At 56.5% G+C, this 14,467-nt stretch carries 19 protein-coding genes; 8 read left to right on the top strand and 11 right to left on the bottom strand.

The features are described 5' to 3' along the window. Positions 1 to 230 precede the first annotated feature (230 nt). Both Q1K23_RS04175 and Q1K23_RS04170 read right to left on the bottom strand, forming a co-directional pair. A complete protein-coding gene (locus Q1K23_RS04175) occupies positions 231 to 446 on the bottom strand; it encodes a hypothetical protein (protein WP_300362706.1) in 216 nt (71 codons plus the stop codon). 8 nt (positions 447 to 454) lie between these two features. Continuing rightward, a complete protein-coding gene (locus Q1K23_RS04170) occupies positions 455 to 685 on the bottom strand; it encodes a hypothetical protein (protein WP_300362705.1) in 231 nt (76 codons plus the stop codon). A gap of 70 nt (positions 686 to 755) precedes the next feature. On the opposite strand from Q1K23_RS04170, the gene uvrB reads away from it, so the two are divergent. The 5 genes from uvrB (at position 756) to Q1K23_RS04145 (ending at position 5,188) form a co-directional block, all read left to right on the top strand. Continuing rightward, positions 756 to 2,726, top strand: a complete 1,971-nt coding sequence (uvrB, locus tag Q1K23_RS04165; protein WP_300362703.1) for an excinuclease ABC subunit UvrB — start codon at positions 756 to 758, stop codon at positions 2,724 to 2,726. A gap of 48 nt (positions 2,727 to 2,774) precedes the next feature. Continuing rightward, complete coding sequence (locus tag Q1K23_RS04160; RefSeq protein WP_300362701.1) at positions 2,775 to 3,011, top strand: type II toxin-antitoxin system prevent-host-death family antitoxin; 237 nt, start codon at positions 2,775 to 2,777, stop codon at positions 3,009 to 3,011. Further along, positions 3,008 to 3,382, top strand: a complete 375-nt coding sequence (locus Q1K23_RS04155; protein WP_300362699.1) for a type II toxin-antitoxin system VapC family toxin — start codon at positions 3,008 to 3,010, stop codon at positions 3,380 to 3,382. The genes Q1K23_RS04160 and Q1K23_RS04155 overlap by 4 nt, the downstream gene beginning before the upstream one ends. A gap of 11 nt (positions 3,383 to 3,393) precedes the next feature. Beyond that, complete coding sequence (locus Q1K23_RS04150) at positions 3,394 to 3,930, top strand: gamma carbonic anhydrase family protein (RefSeq protein ID WP_300362697.1); 537 nt, start codon at positions 3,394 to 3,396, stop codon at positions 3,928 to 3,930. Positions 3,931 to 4,003: 73 nt separating this feature from the next. Continuing rightward, positions 4,004 to 5,188: a dicarboxylate/amino acid:cation symporter gene (locus tag Q1K23_RS04145; RefSeq protein ID WP_300362696.1), complete on the top strand. Its 1,185-nt coding sequence runs from the start codon at positions 4,004 to 4,006 to the stop codon at positions 5,186 to 5,188. A 97-nt stretch (positions 5,189 to 5,285) separates the two neighbouring features. Here the strand turns inward: Q1K23_RS04145 and Q1K23_RS04140 are convergent, their stop codons facing one another. Genes Q1K23_RS04140 through Q1K23_RS04120 form a run of 5 tightly spaced genes read right to left on the bottom strand, consistent with a single transcriptional unit; the run spans position 5,286 to position 9,636 of the window. Continuing rightward, complete coding sequence (locus Q1K23_RS04140; RefSeq protein ID WP_300362695.1) at positions 5,286 to 6,101, bottom strand: 3'-5' exonuclease; 816 nt, start codon at positions 6,099 to 6,101, stop codon at positions 5,286 to 5,288. Next, entirely contained in the window at positions 6,089 to 6,742 is a 654-nt protein-coding gene (locus Q1K23_RS04135) for a phosphoribosylanthranilate isomerase (protein WP_300362694.1), read from the bottom strand. Before Q1K23_RS04135 ends, Q1K23_RS04140 begins: the two co-directional genes overlap by 13 nt. A 13-nt stretch (positions 6,743 to 6,755) precedes the next feature. Continuing rightward, complete coding sequence (gene rpe, locus Q1K23_RS04130; RefSeq protein ID WP_300362693.1) at positions 6,756 to 7,397, bottom strand: ribulose-phosphate 3-epimerase; 642 nt, start codon at positions 7,395 to 7,397, stop codon at positions 6,756 to 6,758. A gap of 50 nt (positions 7,398 to 7,447) precedes the next feature. Continuing rightward, positions 7,448 to 8,845 (bottom strand): chemotaxis protein CheX, encoded by a 1,398-nt coding sequence (locus tag Q1K23_RS04125; protein WP_300362691.1) that lies wholly within the window; start codon positions 8,843 to 8,845, stop codon positions 7,448 to 7,450. After that, positions 8,842 to 9,636, bottom strand: coding sequence for an HDOD domain-containing protein (locus Q1K23_RS04120; protein WP_300362689.1), 795 nt, complete (start codon positions 9,634 to 9,636; stop codon positions 8,842 to 8,844). Before Q1K23_RS04120 ends, Q1K23_RS04125 begins: the two co-directional genes overlap by 4 nt. Before the next feature lie 180 nt (positions 9,637 to 9,816). On the opposite strand from Q1K23_RS04120, the gene rpmB reads away from it, so the two are divergent. From rpmB to Q1K23_RS04105, 3 genes are all read left to right on the top strand, one after another. Further along, complete coding sequence (gene rpmB, locus Q1K23_RS04115) at positions 9,817 to 10,008, top strand: 50S ribosomal protein L28 (protein WP_300362687.1); 192 nt, start codon at positions 9,817 to 9,819, stop codon at positions 10,006 to 10,008. 102 nt (positions 10,009 to 10,110) lie between these two features. Beyond that, positions 10,111 to 11,298 (top strand): bifunctional glutamate N-acetyltransferase/amino-acid acetyltransferase ArgJ, encoded by a 1,188-nt coding sequence (gene argJ, locus Q1K23_RS04110; protein ID WP_300362685.1) that lies wholly within the window; start codon positions 10,111 to 10,113, stop codon positions 11,296 to 11,298. Positions 11,299 to 11,345: 47 nt separating this feature from the next. Further along, complete coding sequence (locus tag Q1K23_RS04105; RefSeq protein ID WP_300362683.1) at positions 11,346 to 11,573, top strand: DUF465 domain-containing protein; 228 nt, start codon at positions 11,346 to 11,348, stop codon at positions 11,571 to 11,573. A gap of 63 nt (positions 11,574 to 11,636) precedes the next feature. On the opposite strand, the gene accA is transcribed toward Q1K23_RS04105, so the two are convergent. From accA to Q1K23_RS04085, 4 genes are all read right to left on the bottom strand, one after another. After that, on the bottom strand, positions 11,637 to 12,587 hold the full coding sequence (accA, locus tag Q1K23_RS04100; protein WP_300362682.1) for an acetyl-CoA carboxylase carboxyl transferase subunit alpha: 951 nt from the start codon (positions 12,585 to 12,587) through the stop codon (positions 11,637 to 11,639). Between the two features lies 1 nt (position 12,588). Next, positions 12,589 to 13,806 (bottom strand): beta-ketoacyl-ACP synthase II, encoded by a 1,218-nt coding sequence (locus Q1K23_RS04095; RefSeq protein ID WP_300362681.1) that lies wholly within the window; start codon positions 13,804 to 13,806, stop codon positions 12,589 to 12,591. A 122-nt stretch (positions 13,807 to 13,928) separates the two neighbouring features. Beyond that, complete coding sequence (gene acpP / locus Q1K23_RS04090) at positions 13,929 to 14,159, bottom strand: acyl carrier protein (RefSeq protein WP_300362679.1); 231 nt, start codon at positions 14,157 to 14,159, stop codon at positions 13,929 to 13,931. Between the two features lie 86 nt (positions 14,160 to 14,245). Further along, the coding region (locus Q1K23_RS04085) for an SDR family oxidoreductase (protein ID WP_300362678.1) at positions 14,246 to 14,467 on the bottom strand (222 nt) is incomplete at its 5' end.

The following is a 14,467-nucleotide window of genomic DNA, read 5'->3' as shown; positions in this document are numbered from 1 at the left end:
AAAGTTGGGGTAAGATTTGGTGAGAGATTTCCGCAGGCCTAACCGTAGTTAAGTCGAGGAAATATCTTGCCGAAGATTGCCCCAAATTTGCCTTCCCTATGGGCTTTGCAAGCTTTGCCCCTGGCTTCGTTGCACCTCCTTGACTATGCTATGGCATAGCCTGCGTCGGTGCGCCTTGCCAGGAACAAAGCTTGCAAAGCTATGACCGCATAGGGTTTTTAGAGGTGCCCTCAACTCGGAAATTTTTTCAGAAGTTCTTCGATTTTCTGCTGAAGTTCGAGATATTCGATCTGTTTGGAGAGAAATGCCTGGAGGAGAATTTTCGTTTCGTTGTCCTTGCCGGAATCGAAGAGTTCGAGGAGTTCTTTCTCCACATCGTCGGCGAACGGCTCTTCCAGAGTGATCGTGTACCGTTTGCCGCCGATGACGAGGGAGATTTTTTTCATCGTATCCGCTATTCGCCCAGGATCGCTTCGATTTTTCCTATGACCTCTTCGATTTCGAGATCTTTCATCGTCAGCTCTTCGTTGAGTTTGTCGATCTGGGCATCTTTGGCTTCGTTCTGGGCCTTGACGGAGACGAGTTCGTTTCTGAGCCTCGCATTTTCCTCTTCCAGCGCCTTGATGCGTCCTACGACACTGTCGATTTTCCTGGAAAGCTGTTCGATGACGGGGACGTTCTCCATCCGGTATCCTTCGTAATGGGGTTTGTTGATATAATTATAGAATAATAAATTTAAAGATAAAAGGTAACGGGTGCTTTTTGAACTCAAAAGCGATTTCGAACCCTCGGGCGATCAGCCCGAGGCGATCCGACTGCTGACCAACTCCATCGAGGCGGGCCACCGCTACCAGACCCTGCTGGGGGTCACCGGCAGCGGCAAGACCTTCACGATGGCGCAGATCATCCAGAAGCTCCAGATCCCCACGCTGATCATGACCCACAACAAAACCCTGGCGGCGCAGCTCTACAGCGAATTCAAGGGCTTTTTCCCCAACAACCACGTCGAATACTTCATCAGCTACTACGACTACTATCAGCCCGAAGCCTACATCCCCAGGCAGGACCTCTTCATCGAAAAGGACAGCGCCATCAACGAGGAGCTCGAACGTCTGCGCCTCAGCGCTACGGCCAGCCTGCTGACTTACGACGACGTCATCGTCGTCGCCTCGGTGAGCGCCAACTACGGCCTGGGAAACCCGATCGAGTACAAAAAGATGGTCCAGAAGCTCGAGATCGGCGACGAGATCGACCAGCGCACCCTTCTTTTGCGGCTGGTGGAGATGGGCTACAAGCGCAACGACAACTTCTTCGACCGGGGGGACTTCCGCCTCGGCGGCGACGTGGTCGACATCTACCCCGCCTACAGCGAGGAGGAGGCGGTACGGGTGGAGTTCTTCGGCGACGAGATCGAGGCGATCTACACCTTCGACCCCCTCACCAACCGCAAGATCACCGATCTGAAAACCACCACGATCTACGCCGCCAGCAACTTCATCGTCGGCGGCACGAAGCTGCAGGAGGCGATCAAGAGCATCGAGGAGGAGCTGGCCGAGCGGCTCGCCTGGTTCAAAAAAGAGGGCAAGCTGCTCGAATACCAGCGCCTCAAGCAGCGCACCGAGTTCGACCTGGAGATGCTCGAGACCACCGGCATGTGCAAGGGGATCGAAAACTACGCCAGACATCTGACGGGCAAAGCCCCTGGCGAAACCCCCTACTCCCTGCTGGATTATTTCGAGATGAAAGGCAGACCCTACCTCATCATCGTCGACGAGAGCCACGTGAGCCTGCCCCAGTTTCGCGGCATGTACGCGGGAGACAGAAGCCGCAAGGAGGTGCTGGTGGAGTACGGCTTCCGTCTTCCCAGCGCCCTGGACAACCGGCCGCTCAAATTCGAGGAGTTCATCGACAAGGCGCCCCACTACCTCTTCGTCTCCGCCACCCCCGCCGACCTGGAGATCGAGCTCTCGGCCGTCGTGGCCGAGCAGATCATCCGCCCCACCGGGCTGCTGGACCCGGAGGTGGAGGTGGTCGACAGCGAGTACCAGGTGGAGCATCTGTATGACGAGATCAAGAAGGTGGTCGAGAGAGGCGAGCGGGTGCTGGTGACGGTGCTGACCAAGAAGATGGCCGAGGAGCTGACCACCTACTACAACGACCTGGGACTGCGGGTGAAGTACATGCACTCGGATATCGACGCCATCGAGCGCAACCAGATCATCCGCTCCCTTCGGATGGGGGAGTTCGACGTGCTGGTGGGGATCAACCTGCTAAGAGAGGGGCTCGACCTTCCCGAAGTGAGTCTGGTGGCCATTCTCGATGCCGACAAGGAGGGCTTCCTGCGAAGCGAGACGGCGCTGATCCAGACGATGGGCCGCGCCGCCAGAAACGTCAACGGCCGCGTGCTGATGTACGCCAAGAAAGAGACCCCTTCGATGAAAAACGCCATCGACATCACCCGCCACCGCCGCGAACGGCAGAAAAAATACAACGAAGAGCACGGCATCACCCCAAAATCGGTGGGAAGGCGGCTGGATGAAAACCTCAAACTCGAAGATCACGGCATCCTCTACGAAAAAAAGAGCAAGCTGGAAAAGATGCCCGCCAAGGAGCGCCAGAAGATCGTCAAGGAGCTGACCAAAAAGATGCACGAAGCGGCCAAGAAACTCGAATTCGAGGAGGCGGCGAGACTTCGCGACGAGATCGAGAAGATCAAGAAGCTCTGATATTGACTTTTTCAAAGACATTGGCTAACATTAGCTAAAGGAGTTTTCATGACGGTCAATATGCATGAAGCGAAAACCACACTCTCCAAATTGGTGGAACTGGCACAAAAAGGCGAAGAGATCATTATCGCCAAAGCGGGCAAAGCGGTCGCCGTGCTGAAGCCTTATCGCGAACGTCCGACCCGCCGCCGGCCGGGACGCCTCAAAGGAAAGCCTCTTGATATGAGCCGTTTCGACGAAGCGGACGAAAGCATCGAAAAGCTTTTTACGAAAGAGTCGATGTGAAGCTGCTGCTCGACACTCACATTCTGATCTGGTGGCTCTACGACGATCCGAAACTGCCAAGACACCATCGTGATCTGATCGCCGACGGGAGCAACGACATTTTCGTCAGTGTCGCCTCCTGCTGGGAGATCGAGATCAAATCGTCACGGGGCAATCTCGTCATCGATCCGGACTATGCCGAAGCGCTGACGGAAGAGGGATTTTCCATTCTGCCCATCTCTATGGGACATATCCTCGCTTTGCGTACCCTGCCTTTGCACCATCAGGACCCTTTCGACCGCATTCTGATGGCCCAGGCGATCGCGGAGGATCTCACGCTTCTGAGTGTCGACCGCCATTTCAAACGCTACGACGACATCAAACTTCTCTAAAGGATTCTTTCATGCTTTTACGCTACAAAGAGTGGTTTCCGAAACTGGGCCAAAACACATGGGTCGCCCCCGATGCCACGATCGTGGGCAACGTCGAGACGGGCGAGGAGTGCTCGATCTGGTTCGGCTGCGTGATCCGCGGCGACGTGCACCGCATCCGCATCGGGGACCGCACCAACATCCAGGACCTGACGATGATCCACGTCACCCACTACAAAAAGCCCGACATGAGCGACGGCCATCCGACGATCATCGGCGACGACGTGACGGTGGGCCACCGGGTGATGCTGCACGGCTGCACGATCGAGGACGCCTGCCTGATCGGCATGAACAGCACGATCCTCGACGGGGCCGTCATCGGAAAGGAGTCGATCGTGGGCGCCGGCGCGCTGGTGACCGGCGGCAAGAAGTTTCCGCCCCGCAGCCTCATCATCGGCTCGCCCGCCAAGGCGGTACGCGAGCTGACCGACGAGGAGGTGGCGGAACTCTACGCCTCGGCGAAGCGCTACGTCGCCTTCAAGAACGACTACATCGACCATATCGCATGACCCTCTTCGCCGCCGCCCCGGAGCCGGTGGCGTGGCGGCGGGGCCGGCAGCTACCCAAACCGGAAGGAGACCGATGAAAAAGTATCTCACCACCGAAACCCTGACCCTCGCCGCCATCGTTTTGGGCGTCCTGGCGGGTGTCTGGCTCCCCGAGACGATGCTCTCGCTCAAATGGATGGGCGATCTGTTCCTGATGCTTCTGAAGATGCTCATCATCCCACTGGTCTTCGCCTCGGTCTTCGTGGCGATCGTCTCGCTGGGCAGCGGCGAAGCGCTGAAAAACCTGGGACTCAAAGCCTTCGGCTACTACTTTCTCACGACGGCCCTCGCCGTCACGACGGGACTGGTCGTCGTCAATCTCATCGACCCCTCCACGGCCCATCAGCTCGCCGCCGACCACGCCGTGGCCCCGCCGAAGGAGCATACCCTCGCCTCTTTGCTGCTCTCTTTCGTGCCGAGCAACATCTTCACCTCCCTCAGCCAGGGGAAGATCGTGCAGATCCTCCTTTTCGTCATCTTCTTCGCCGTGGCGGTACTGCACATCGAACCGGCGAAGCGGGAGAGCCTGCAGATCTTCTTCGAAGCGATCAACGACGCCATGGGAAAGATCGCCGAGTGGGTCATCAAACTCACCCCCCTGGGGGTCTTCTCCCTCATCGGCTACGTCATCGCCAAAGAGGGGCTCCAGACCCTATGGGATCTGGAGAGTTACGTACTGGCGGTGCTGCTGGCCCTCTTCATCCACGCCCTGATCGTTCTCCCCGCCCTGGCCGGTTTTCTGGGGCGTTTCAACCCGCTGGAGTATTTCAGGAAAGTCCGTGAGGCTGTGCTGATCGCCTTCTCCACCGCCTCCAGCTCAGCGACACTCCCCGTCTCCATCGAAGTGGCGGGAGAGAAGGGCGGCGTGCGCAGGGAGAGCGCCGGTTTCATCCTCCCCCTGGGTGCGACGGTCAACATGGACGGCACCGCGCTCTACGAAGCGATCGCCGTGATGTTCATCGCCAACAGCTACGGCGTGGAGCTGGGCTTTTCCCAGCAGATCGTCATCTTCCTCACCGCCACCTTCGCCTCCGTGGGCGCCGCTGGCATTCCCGGCGCGGGCCTGGTGATGATGACGATGATCCTGAGCGCCGTCGGCCTGCCCCTGGAAGCGATCGGTCTCATCGCCGCCGTGGACCGCATCCTCGACATGTTCCGCACCTCCATCAACGTCTGGGGGGACCTGCTGGCGGCGAAGGTTTTAAATAGGTTTATTTAGTTTTGAGTATTGAGTGCTGAGTATTGAGTAAGATTGCGGTGAGCCGCGCTACGCGCGGACTTTTGGTTTAAAAATGGAAGCGGCGAAGCCGCCTCCATCATTCTCCATTCTCCATTCTCCATTCTCCATTATTCAAAAGGGCTTTCGCCCTTTTGACCGGCATCTTCGTGAAGTCGATCAGCTCTTCGGTGGTCACCACGCTCTCCGGCACTCTTTTCAGACCGATCTCCAGCACTTTCGAGGCGGTCAGGGCGTCGGCGTAGGCGCGGTGGTGGACCAGGGTGTTGATGTCCAGGGCGATGTTGAGATGCCCCAGGCCGTAGCGTTCGGCTTCGATGGTGCGGCGGGCGAGTTCGATGGTGCAGAGCTTTCGGTTGCCCAGCACTCCCAGGCCGAAACGCTCGAAGGAGTGGGAGACGAAGTTGTAGTCGAAAGAGATGTTGTGGGCGACGAAGACGGTATCGCCCAGAAAGGCCTTGAACCTGGGCAGCATCTTCGCCAGCGGCGGAGCGTCGGCCAGATCTTCGGGCATGATCCCGGTGATCTCGCTGATGTTGTAGGGCAGATAGCTGCAGGCGGCGAAACTCTCGAAGCGGTCGACGATCTCGCCGTTGCGCCATTTGAGCGCGCCGATCTCGATGATCTGGGAACGGTTGGGTACGCTGCCGTTGGTCTCGATGTCGACGATGCAGAAAGTCTCCTCCCGCCAGGGCCGGAAATAGGTCTTGAGCACGACCTCCTCCCCGACGATCTCGATGGGCACGCCCGACGCGATCACCAGTTCCGTCAGTGTATCCACATCCTCGAAAAGGGAGTCGCGTGTCTTCTGGATCAGTTTGCGGAAAGCTTCCAGCTCCATCCGTCCGCCCCGTCTCTTGACGGCGGCGACGATATTGTCGATCAGGGGGCGCACGTTGCCGTGCCTTTGGCGTTTCGGATAAAAGCCGCGACTTTTTCGGGATCTTTTTTCCCCTTCTTAAGCTCCACGCCGCTGCTGACGTCGACACCGTAAAAACCGTAGGAGAGAGCCTCCGAAACGTTCTCGGGCGTCAGCCCCCCGGCCAGAACGATTTTGGAGCAGTCGACACCCTCGAACCATTCGAGATTGAGCCGTTTCCCCGCCCCGCCGTAGCTTTCGCAGTAAGCGTCCACGAGCCGGTATCGCCCGGAAAAGTTCATCACGTCTTCGGGATTTCTCGCCCGGACCACCGGCAGGGCTTTGATATGCAGGGCATGGAGATAGCTCTCGTCCACTTCGAAATGGATCTGCGCCAGGCTCATGCCGCTCTCCGCACACGCCAGATCCACCTCCAGCGGTGTTTTGTCGACAAAAAGCCCCACCCGCTCCACGAAGGGGGGCAGCTGCTCCACGATCGCCTTCGCCTGCTCCACCGTCACGTAACGCGGCGACTTCTCGTAAAAGACGAACCCCAAAGCGTCCGCACCCGCTTCCACCGCCGCCACGGCATCCTCGACACAGGTGATCCCGCAGATTTTGACACGGGGTGTTCGCACGGGAACCGGGAATCGGGAATCGGAAAAAGAATCGCTCATCAACTTTGGACCTTCAGACTTTCAGGCTTTCGATGGCGTGGGCGATGTTTTCATGTCTGAAAACGTAGCTGCCCGCCACGACCACATCGACACCGGCGGCTTTGAGGTCGTGGACGTTTCGGTCGTTGACCCCTCCGTCGACTTCGATCAGGCATTTGGGATTGCGCTTTTCGATCAGCTCTCGCATCCGGGCCGCCTTCTCCAGCACCGACGGGATGAACTTCTGTCCGCCGAATCCCGGATTGACGCTCATAAGCAGCACCATGTCGAGATCCTCGAGCAGATATTCGACACTCTCGGGACGGCTGTGGGGATTGAGGACGATCGCGGGACGGATACCCAGACCCCGGATCTTCTGGATAAGCCGGTGGGGGTGCTTCTCCTCCTCGATATGGAAGGAGATATACTCCGGTTTCAAAGGGGCGAAGAGATCGACGAAAAAGGTGTTGTTCTCCACCATCAGGTGCACATCCAGCGGTTTGGTGGCCGCCTTCGCCACCGCTTCGACGACGACGGGCCCGATGGTGAGGTTGGGGACGAAGTGACCGTCCATCACATCCACATGGACGAAATCGCATCCGCCCTCGCAGATCGCCTCGACATCCCGGGCCAGATGGCCGAAATCGGCCGAAAGTATACTCGGAGCTACCAGCATATTTTTCCTTTCTATCGATTCATTCGTCTCAGGGTTTTCGCCCGCCGCTCTCACGGACTCAAATAGAACATGAAAGGATAATCTTCGAAACTGAAGTTCACCTGAACACCCTGGATCCCCTCGAGGGTGGCTTCCAGATCCTCGATGGTCGTATAGCTGCGCGGAAGGGTGATGTTGATGTTGACACCCTGCTCCTGCAGACGGGTTTTCGATTTGCCGGCCACGATGTTCACCAGCTCGCTCAGCGCGTCGGCGAGCATTCCCACGTCGTCGCTCTCCTCTCCGATGAGCAGCGTGCACGACTTTTTGACCAGCTCTTTGGGCATCACGAGGGTCATCATTCCGTCGATGTCACCATAGAAGGCGATCGAGCTGGCCATCAGCTCCTTCCCCTTCGGTGTGAAGGGCTGGATGTTCATATCCTCCTTCAGGGCCATCATGTTGGTCATCATCTGCAGGGTATCCATCGTGGAAGAGACGAGAACCGGCAGACGCGCCACGACCGGCTTGGTGAGTCTGTGTTTCTCCTTTTTGACGGCCGCCCCGCCTCCGCTCATGGACTGGACCACCTCGTCGGTAAAAAAGTCGGTCTCGTTTTCGAAAAACATGATGCCCGCGTCTTCGAGCTCCTCGACGAAACGTTTGGGTGTCTTCTCCATATCGAGTCCCACGATCGCTATCAGCGCACCGTACTCCGCTCCCGCAGTCGAGAGTTTCGAAAAGAAGTTGGCCGCATGGATGTTGAGCGAACTGACCCGGGTGGCATCGAACATGAAGAGCTGGAACCCCACTTTCAGGCAGTTTTGATGGTACATCACGTCGAACTGTTCGGTGACCGAACCGTCGAGAAATCCTTTGAGGTAGTAGATGACGCAGTTGCCCCGGGTCTTGGCCGCGATCCGGTTGCCCATGAGTCCCAGGTAGGTGCGTTCGACGATCGCGACGAACTTCTCCTTGTCTTCGGCTCTGGCGGTGTAGTCGTCGAGCGTCTGGACCACGACGGGGTTGTATCCTTTGTCGAAAATCTCGATCGCCTGTATGCTGCGCTGGGTGGGGTCTTCGTTGAAGATGAGGACATTCTCCTCGCCCTCTTTCGCTTCGTTGCCTCCGGCGAAAAGCATCGCGATGTCGAGCGTCTTGAAGAGAGAAAACCCCACATCACCCTCGAAAAACTTGAAAAAAGCGTCATACTGCTTTCTGGTGTAGTCGCAGAATCCTATCGTCGCCTTCGTCTCCTTCTGGATCTTCGTCAGGGCATCCAGCACGATGGAGATGCCGTTTTTGTTGAAAAAGACGACCTTCTTCATCGACACCAGCACCATCGGAACGTGGGCGGCTTTCACCGCCTGCATATCCTGCATCGTGATGAGCCCGGAGGCGTTGTTGCCGTCCAGGAAACCCTGCGGCGTGAAATAGGCGATTCTCTGCTTTTTGACGGTCGGTCTCATTCGATTCCCACGATCTCCTGAAATTCTTCCAGAACCGGTTCGGAAAATTCAGGATTGAAGCCGATGAAAGCGTTGGCACCCGCATCCATCATCAGCGGCCGGCTCAGTTCGTAAAAAAGGAGCAGATGGAGCATCCGCGCCAGACGGCAGAGTCTCTCCTGCGGCGGACACTCCTCTTTCCCGAAAGCCAGGGAAACGAGCCGGACGACATCCTCGTCGACCTCCCACTTCTTCGCGATCGTGGCGACGAGTCTGTCGAAACTGAGCCGGCTCACTCTCTGGAGAATGGTATCCAGGTCGTAATCTCCCGACTCCCTCAAAAGCGCCACGTCGGAAGCGTGATCTCCGAAAATCGCGTCGGCGACCACCAAACCGGCGCTCATGATCGCAGCGGCGCTCAGATACTTCTCATCCGCCTTTTCATGCCGGACGATCTCTTCCCATTTTCTCATCAGATCCCTCTGAAACTTACGAAACCCCTCCCTGTCGATCGTGAAGTAGGCCCATTTTTTCGGTGCGAGCGAAGAGACCATGTAGGCGTAAAGCAGCTGTTTCGCCCGCTCGATCCCCAGAGCCGAAAAGATCTGGGAGGCGTCTTTGAGCTCGTTTCTGAACCCGTACGCCGCGCTGTTGACGATCTGCTTGAGATACTGGATCATCGCCGGATCCGCCGCGGCGGTTTTCGCCGCGCCCGCCAGCTCCCCTTTTTCCAGAGCCTCGAGGCTCTTTTTGAGTGTTTCCGGCAGGGGCGGGACGCTCTGGATATACTCCGCGATTCGTTTGGGTGTCACCATGGGAGAGAAAAACCTTGTTTTTGGTAAAATTCTATCGTAAATGTGTTGAAATACCGAAAAAAGGAAAAATCCCCATTTGACCCATTATAAATTGTTCCTTAATTTAAGCAAATTCTATGGTTTATTTCAATAGAATTAGCCAACTTTTTACCCTATAAATTTTTCAAAGGTTACATCATGGCACGAAAATGCGCAATTACCGGAAAAGGTCCGATGACCGGCTACAACGTCAGCCACGCTCACAACAAGACCAAGCGTCGCTTCCTGCCCAACCTTCGTACGGTACGCATCACCCTCGAAGACGGCACACGCAAAAAGATCCGAGTCGCGGCTTCCACACTCCGCACGATGAAAAAGAAGGGCGCGTAAGCCCTTCCGCCAAAGGCTCCCCTTTGGCACATCTTTTCACTTCTCTATCCTCTCTCTTCCACGAACTTTTACACATCACACATCTCTACCAGGAGAACCACCATGTATACTGTCGTACCCATTGATGGCGGTGTCTGTGCACCCGAGGGATTTTTCGCCGACGGCGTCGCGGCGGGACTGAAACCCGAAAACCGAAAAGATCTGGCCTTCATCCACTCCGATACACTCTGTGACATACGTGCCATCTTCACCTCAAACCGGTTCCAGGCCGCACCGATTCTCCATTTCAAAAAAGAGGAGATCGAGCGGACCAACTTCGTTCTGATCAACGCCAAAAACGCCAACGCCATGACGGGTCCTGCCGGCATCGAAGATATCGATCTGATACTGGAACATGCCAGAGCCAATTTCAGGGAGATTAAAAATCCCGTCATGAGCTCCACCGGCGTCATCGGCGTGCGGCTCCCGAAAGAGAAGATCATGAAAGGTCTCGAGGGTTTCGATCTGAAAGCGAAAGATCCCGACGCGGCGGCCAGCGCCATCATGACGACCGACAGCTACGACAAACAGATCGCCTTCGAGGTGAGACTCGAAAGCGGCGACAGTTTCAGAATCGGCGCCATGGCCAAAGGAGCCGGCATGATCAATCCCGCCATGGCGACGATGCTCTGCTTCATCACCACCGATGCGGCCGTACCGGCCGACGAGATGCATCCGATGCTCCGAAGCTGCGCCGCCACGACGTTCAACGCCATCAGCGTCGACGGCGACACCTCCACCAACGATACGGTCATGCTGCTCGCCAACGGAAAATCGGGTGTTTTTCACCGGGAGGCCTTTCTCTTCGCGCTGGAAAAGGCGATGCACGAACTGGCTCTCAAAATCGTCTCCGACGGTGAAGGCGCCACCAAATGCGTCGCTTTCAAAATCACGGGAGCGGCCAACGACGAGGAAGCGACCGTCGCCGCCAGAGCCCTCAGCAACTCCCTCCTCGTCAAAACCGCCCTCTACGGCGAAGATCCCAACTGGGGGCGCATCGCCTCGACGATCGGAGCAAGCGGCGTCACCTGCGATCCGGCCACGCTGACCATCACATTCGGTAACGTCACGGTCTATCGGAAAGGAGAGATCCTCTTCGACGCCGAGCAGGAGGAGAAAGCGGCCCGTATCATGCGAAAAAGCGCCTTTTCCATCCACTGTGACCTGGGAGTCGGCAGCGGAAAGTTCACCGCCTACGGTTGCGATCTCGGTCACGAATATGTCAAAATCAATGCCGACTACAGGACATAATAAGTAACATTTTTATATAATCAGAAAAATTTCAACAGGAGAGAAAAATGCTTCATGAATATCGTGATATCATCAGCAAACTGAAAGTCGAAAACGCCCATTTCGCCAAAATTTTCGAACGCCACAACGAACTCGACGATATCGTCACCGAAGTCGAAGAGGGACGCCAGCACATGGACGATCTGGAGCTCGAAAAACTGAAAAAAGAGAAACTTCGCCTCAAAGACGAAGCGTACCGCATGATTCTCGACTACAAAAAAGAGCACAATCTCTGATCAACGAAAAAAGGGGCGGAGGAAAACCCCCGCCCCTTCTTCTCCACTCTTTTCTAAAGTTCTCTACTCTTTCTTTTCAGCCTCTGCAAAAGCACCGAAACTCATCATCTTTTCGTATCGCTTCCGCATCCGCTCCTCTTTGTCCATCTCTTTCATTTCGGCGACCTGTGCGAGAAAATATTCGCCGACCGCTTTGGCCGCACCCTCTTTGTCGCGATGGGCCCCGATCAGCGGTTCGTCGATGATGTCGTCGATCAGCTCCATCTTCTTGAGCTCGTCGGGCGTGATTTTGAGCGCCTTGGTCGCCTGTTCCACCTTCGCCGGATCGTTCCACAAAATGGCGGCACACCCCTCCGGCGAGATGACGCTGAAGACCGAATAGCGCATCATCGCCAGCCTGTCGGCCACACCGATGGCCAGGGCTCCGCCGCTGCCGCCCTCTCCGATGACGATGGAGACGGTCATCGTATCCAGACGGCTCAGCTCCAGCAGGTTCCGGGCGATCGCTTCGCTCTGTCCCCGCTCTTCGGCACCCAGTCCCGGATAGGCACCCGGAGTGTCGATGAGCATCAGTATCGGCAGGCCGAACTTTTCCGCCAGTTTGGCCGCGCGGAGCGCTTTGCGATACCCTTCCGGATGGGGCATACCGAAATTACGCTTGAGTTTGTTTTTGGTGCCGCGACCCTTCTGTTCGCCGATCACGAGACACTTTTGATCATCGATATATCCCAGGTAGCAGATGATGGCCGGATCGTCCCGATAGGTTCTGTCACCATGGATCTCGATGGCGTCACGCATCAGGATTCTGATATAGTCGAGGGCGTAGGGCCGGTCGGGGTGTCTGGCAAGCTGGAGTTTCTGGTAGTCGGAGAGATTCTTGTAGACTTTCGTGAGCTCTTTTTCGAGATCCTTTTCCAGAATCGTGACCGCTTCCGTGTCGCCGCGAACCTTCGCCGAGGCGATCTCGTCCTCAATCTCCTTGAGTTTCTCCTCGAACGGAAGATAGGTGGCCACGTCAGACCTTTTTGAAGATGACGACGCCGTTGGTGCCGCCGAAACCGAAGGAGTTGCTCATGACCACGTCGAGCTTCGCTTCACGGGCGCCTTCCGTGACATAGTCGAGATCACAGTTTTCGTCCGGCGTTTCGTAGTTGATCGTGGGAGGGATGATGCCTCTCTCCATCGCCATCACGGCGATCACCGCCTCGATCGAACCGGCGGCTCCCAGACAGTGTCCGATCTGCCCTTTGGTGGAGCTGACGGGCGGGCAGTTCTCTTTGCCTCCGAAAAGCTCCTTGATGGCTCCCGTTTCGTTTTTGTCGTTGATCGGCGTGGAAGTACCGTGGGCGTTGATGTAGTCGATTTCCGGATTGCCGGCCATCTTCATGGCTGCCTTCATGGCGCGCAGCGGACCGTCCATCGTGGGGGTCGTGATATGGTTGGCGTCACCGCTCTCGCCGAAGCCGATCAGCTCGGCGTAGATGCGTGCGCCCCGGGCTTTGGCGGCTTCGTACTCTTCGAGAACGAGTGCACCCGCGCCTTCTCCCATGATGAAACCGTCTCTATCCTTGTCGAAAGGTCTGGAGGCGTGCTGGGGATCGTCGTTGCGCGTACTGAGCGCCTTCATCGCGGCGAATCCCCCGACACCGATGCCCGTGATCGCCGCTTCGCCGCCGACGACGAGCATCCGGTCGGCACCGCCGAGGAGAATCGTTTTGGCGGCTTCGCTGATGGCATGGGTTCCGGCGGCACACGCCGTCACGGAACCGAGGTTGGGGCCCTTGAGGGTATGGGCGATGGAGACGAAACCGCCCAGCATGTTCGCCAGAGCGGAGGGGATGAAGAAGGGTGAAATGCGTCGCGGGCCACGGGTGTGCAGTACGATCGAATTCCTTTCGATCGTCGGCAGGCCGCCGATCCCGGAGGCGCAGCTGACACCGAAACTCTCACGCTCCACGGAGTCGTCGATCCCCGCATCGGCGATCGCTTCGGAAGCGGCTTTGAGGCCCAGCTGTATGAAACGGTCGGCCTTTTTCACCTCTTTGGGGTCCATGACGGTCTTCGGATCGAAATCTTTCACTTCGCCGGCAATCTGCACACTGTAACTGCTGGCATCGAACAAAGTAATTCTTTCAATGCCACATTGGCCTTCAATGATGGCTTTAAAAGAACTCTCTTTATCATGACCCACCGCGTTAATCATCCCAAGTCCGGTTACGACCACTCGCCTCACACAATCTCCTTCTCGTTCACCTGTAATTGCGCCTTTCGCAAACTTTGCAAAAGCGTCTCTGTCACACTCTCTTCAGGAGAGAAGAGGCGGTGAAGCCGCTTCTTCTCTCCTTTATCGGAAAATTACTTGTTCTCTTCGATATATTTGACGGCATCGCCGACTGTCTGAATCTTTTCAGCCTGATCGTCCGGAATTTCGATACCGAATTTCTCTTCCAGCGCCATGACGAGTTCAACAACATCGAGGCTGTCCGCACCCAGGTCCTCAACGAATTTGGACTCCATTTTCACTTCGTCCGGGTTGACGTTGAGCTGCTCAACAACTACCTCTTTTACGTCGTCAAAAATTGCCATTACAATCTCCTTTTTAATGAATTGCATAATGGTAGCAAAAAAAACTTTAAAAAAGTTAGTGAAGCCAAAGGCGCGACGCATACGCGTCACGCCATATTCATTCCGCCGTTGACTTTGAGAGTTTCGCCCGTGATGTAGGAGGCGTGGTCACTGAGCAGAAAGGCGATCGCTTCGGCCACCTCTTTGGGATCGCCGAAACGCCCCAGGGGGATGCGGTCGATGAAGGACTGTTTGATCTCGTCCTTGAGCGCATCGGTCATGTCGGTCGCGATAAAGCCCGGAGTGACGGCATTGAAACGGATGTTTCG

It is taken from the genome of Hydrogenimonas sp., assembly GCF_029933015.1.
Classification (GTDB): domain Bacteria; phylum Campylobacterota; class Campylobacteria; order Campylobacterales; family Hydrogenimonadaceae; genus Hydrogenimonas.
The sequence above is the reverse complement of the archived record's forward strand: the minus strand, read 5'-3'. Positions and strand labels throughout refer to the sequence as shown.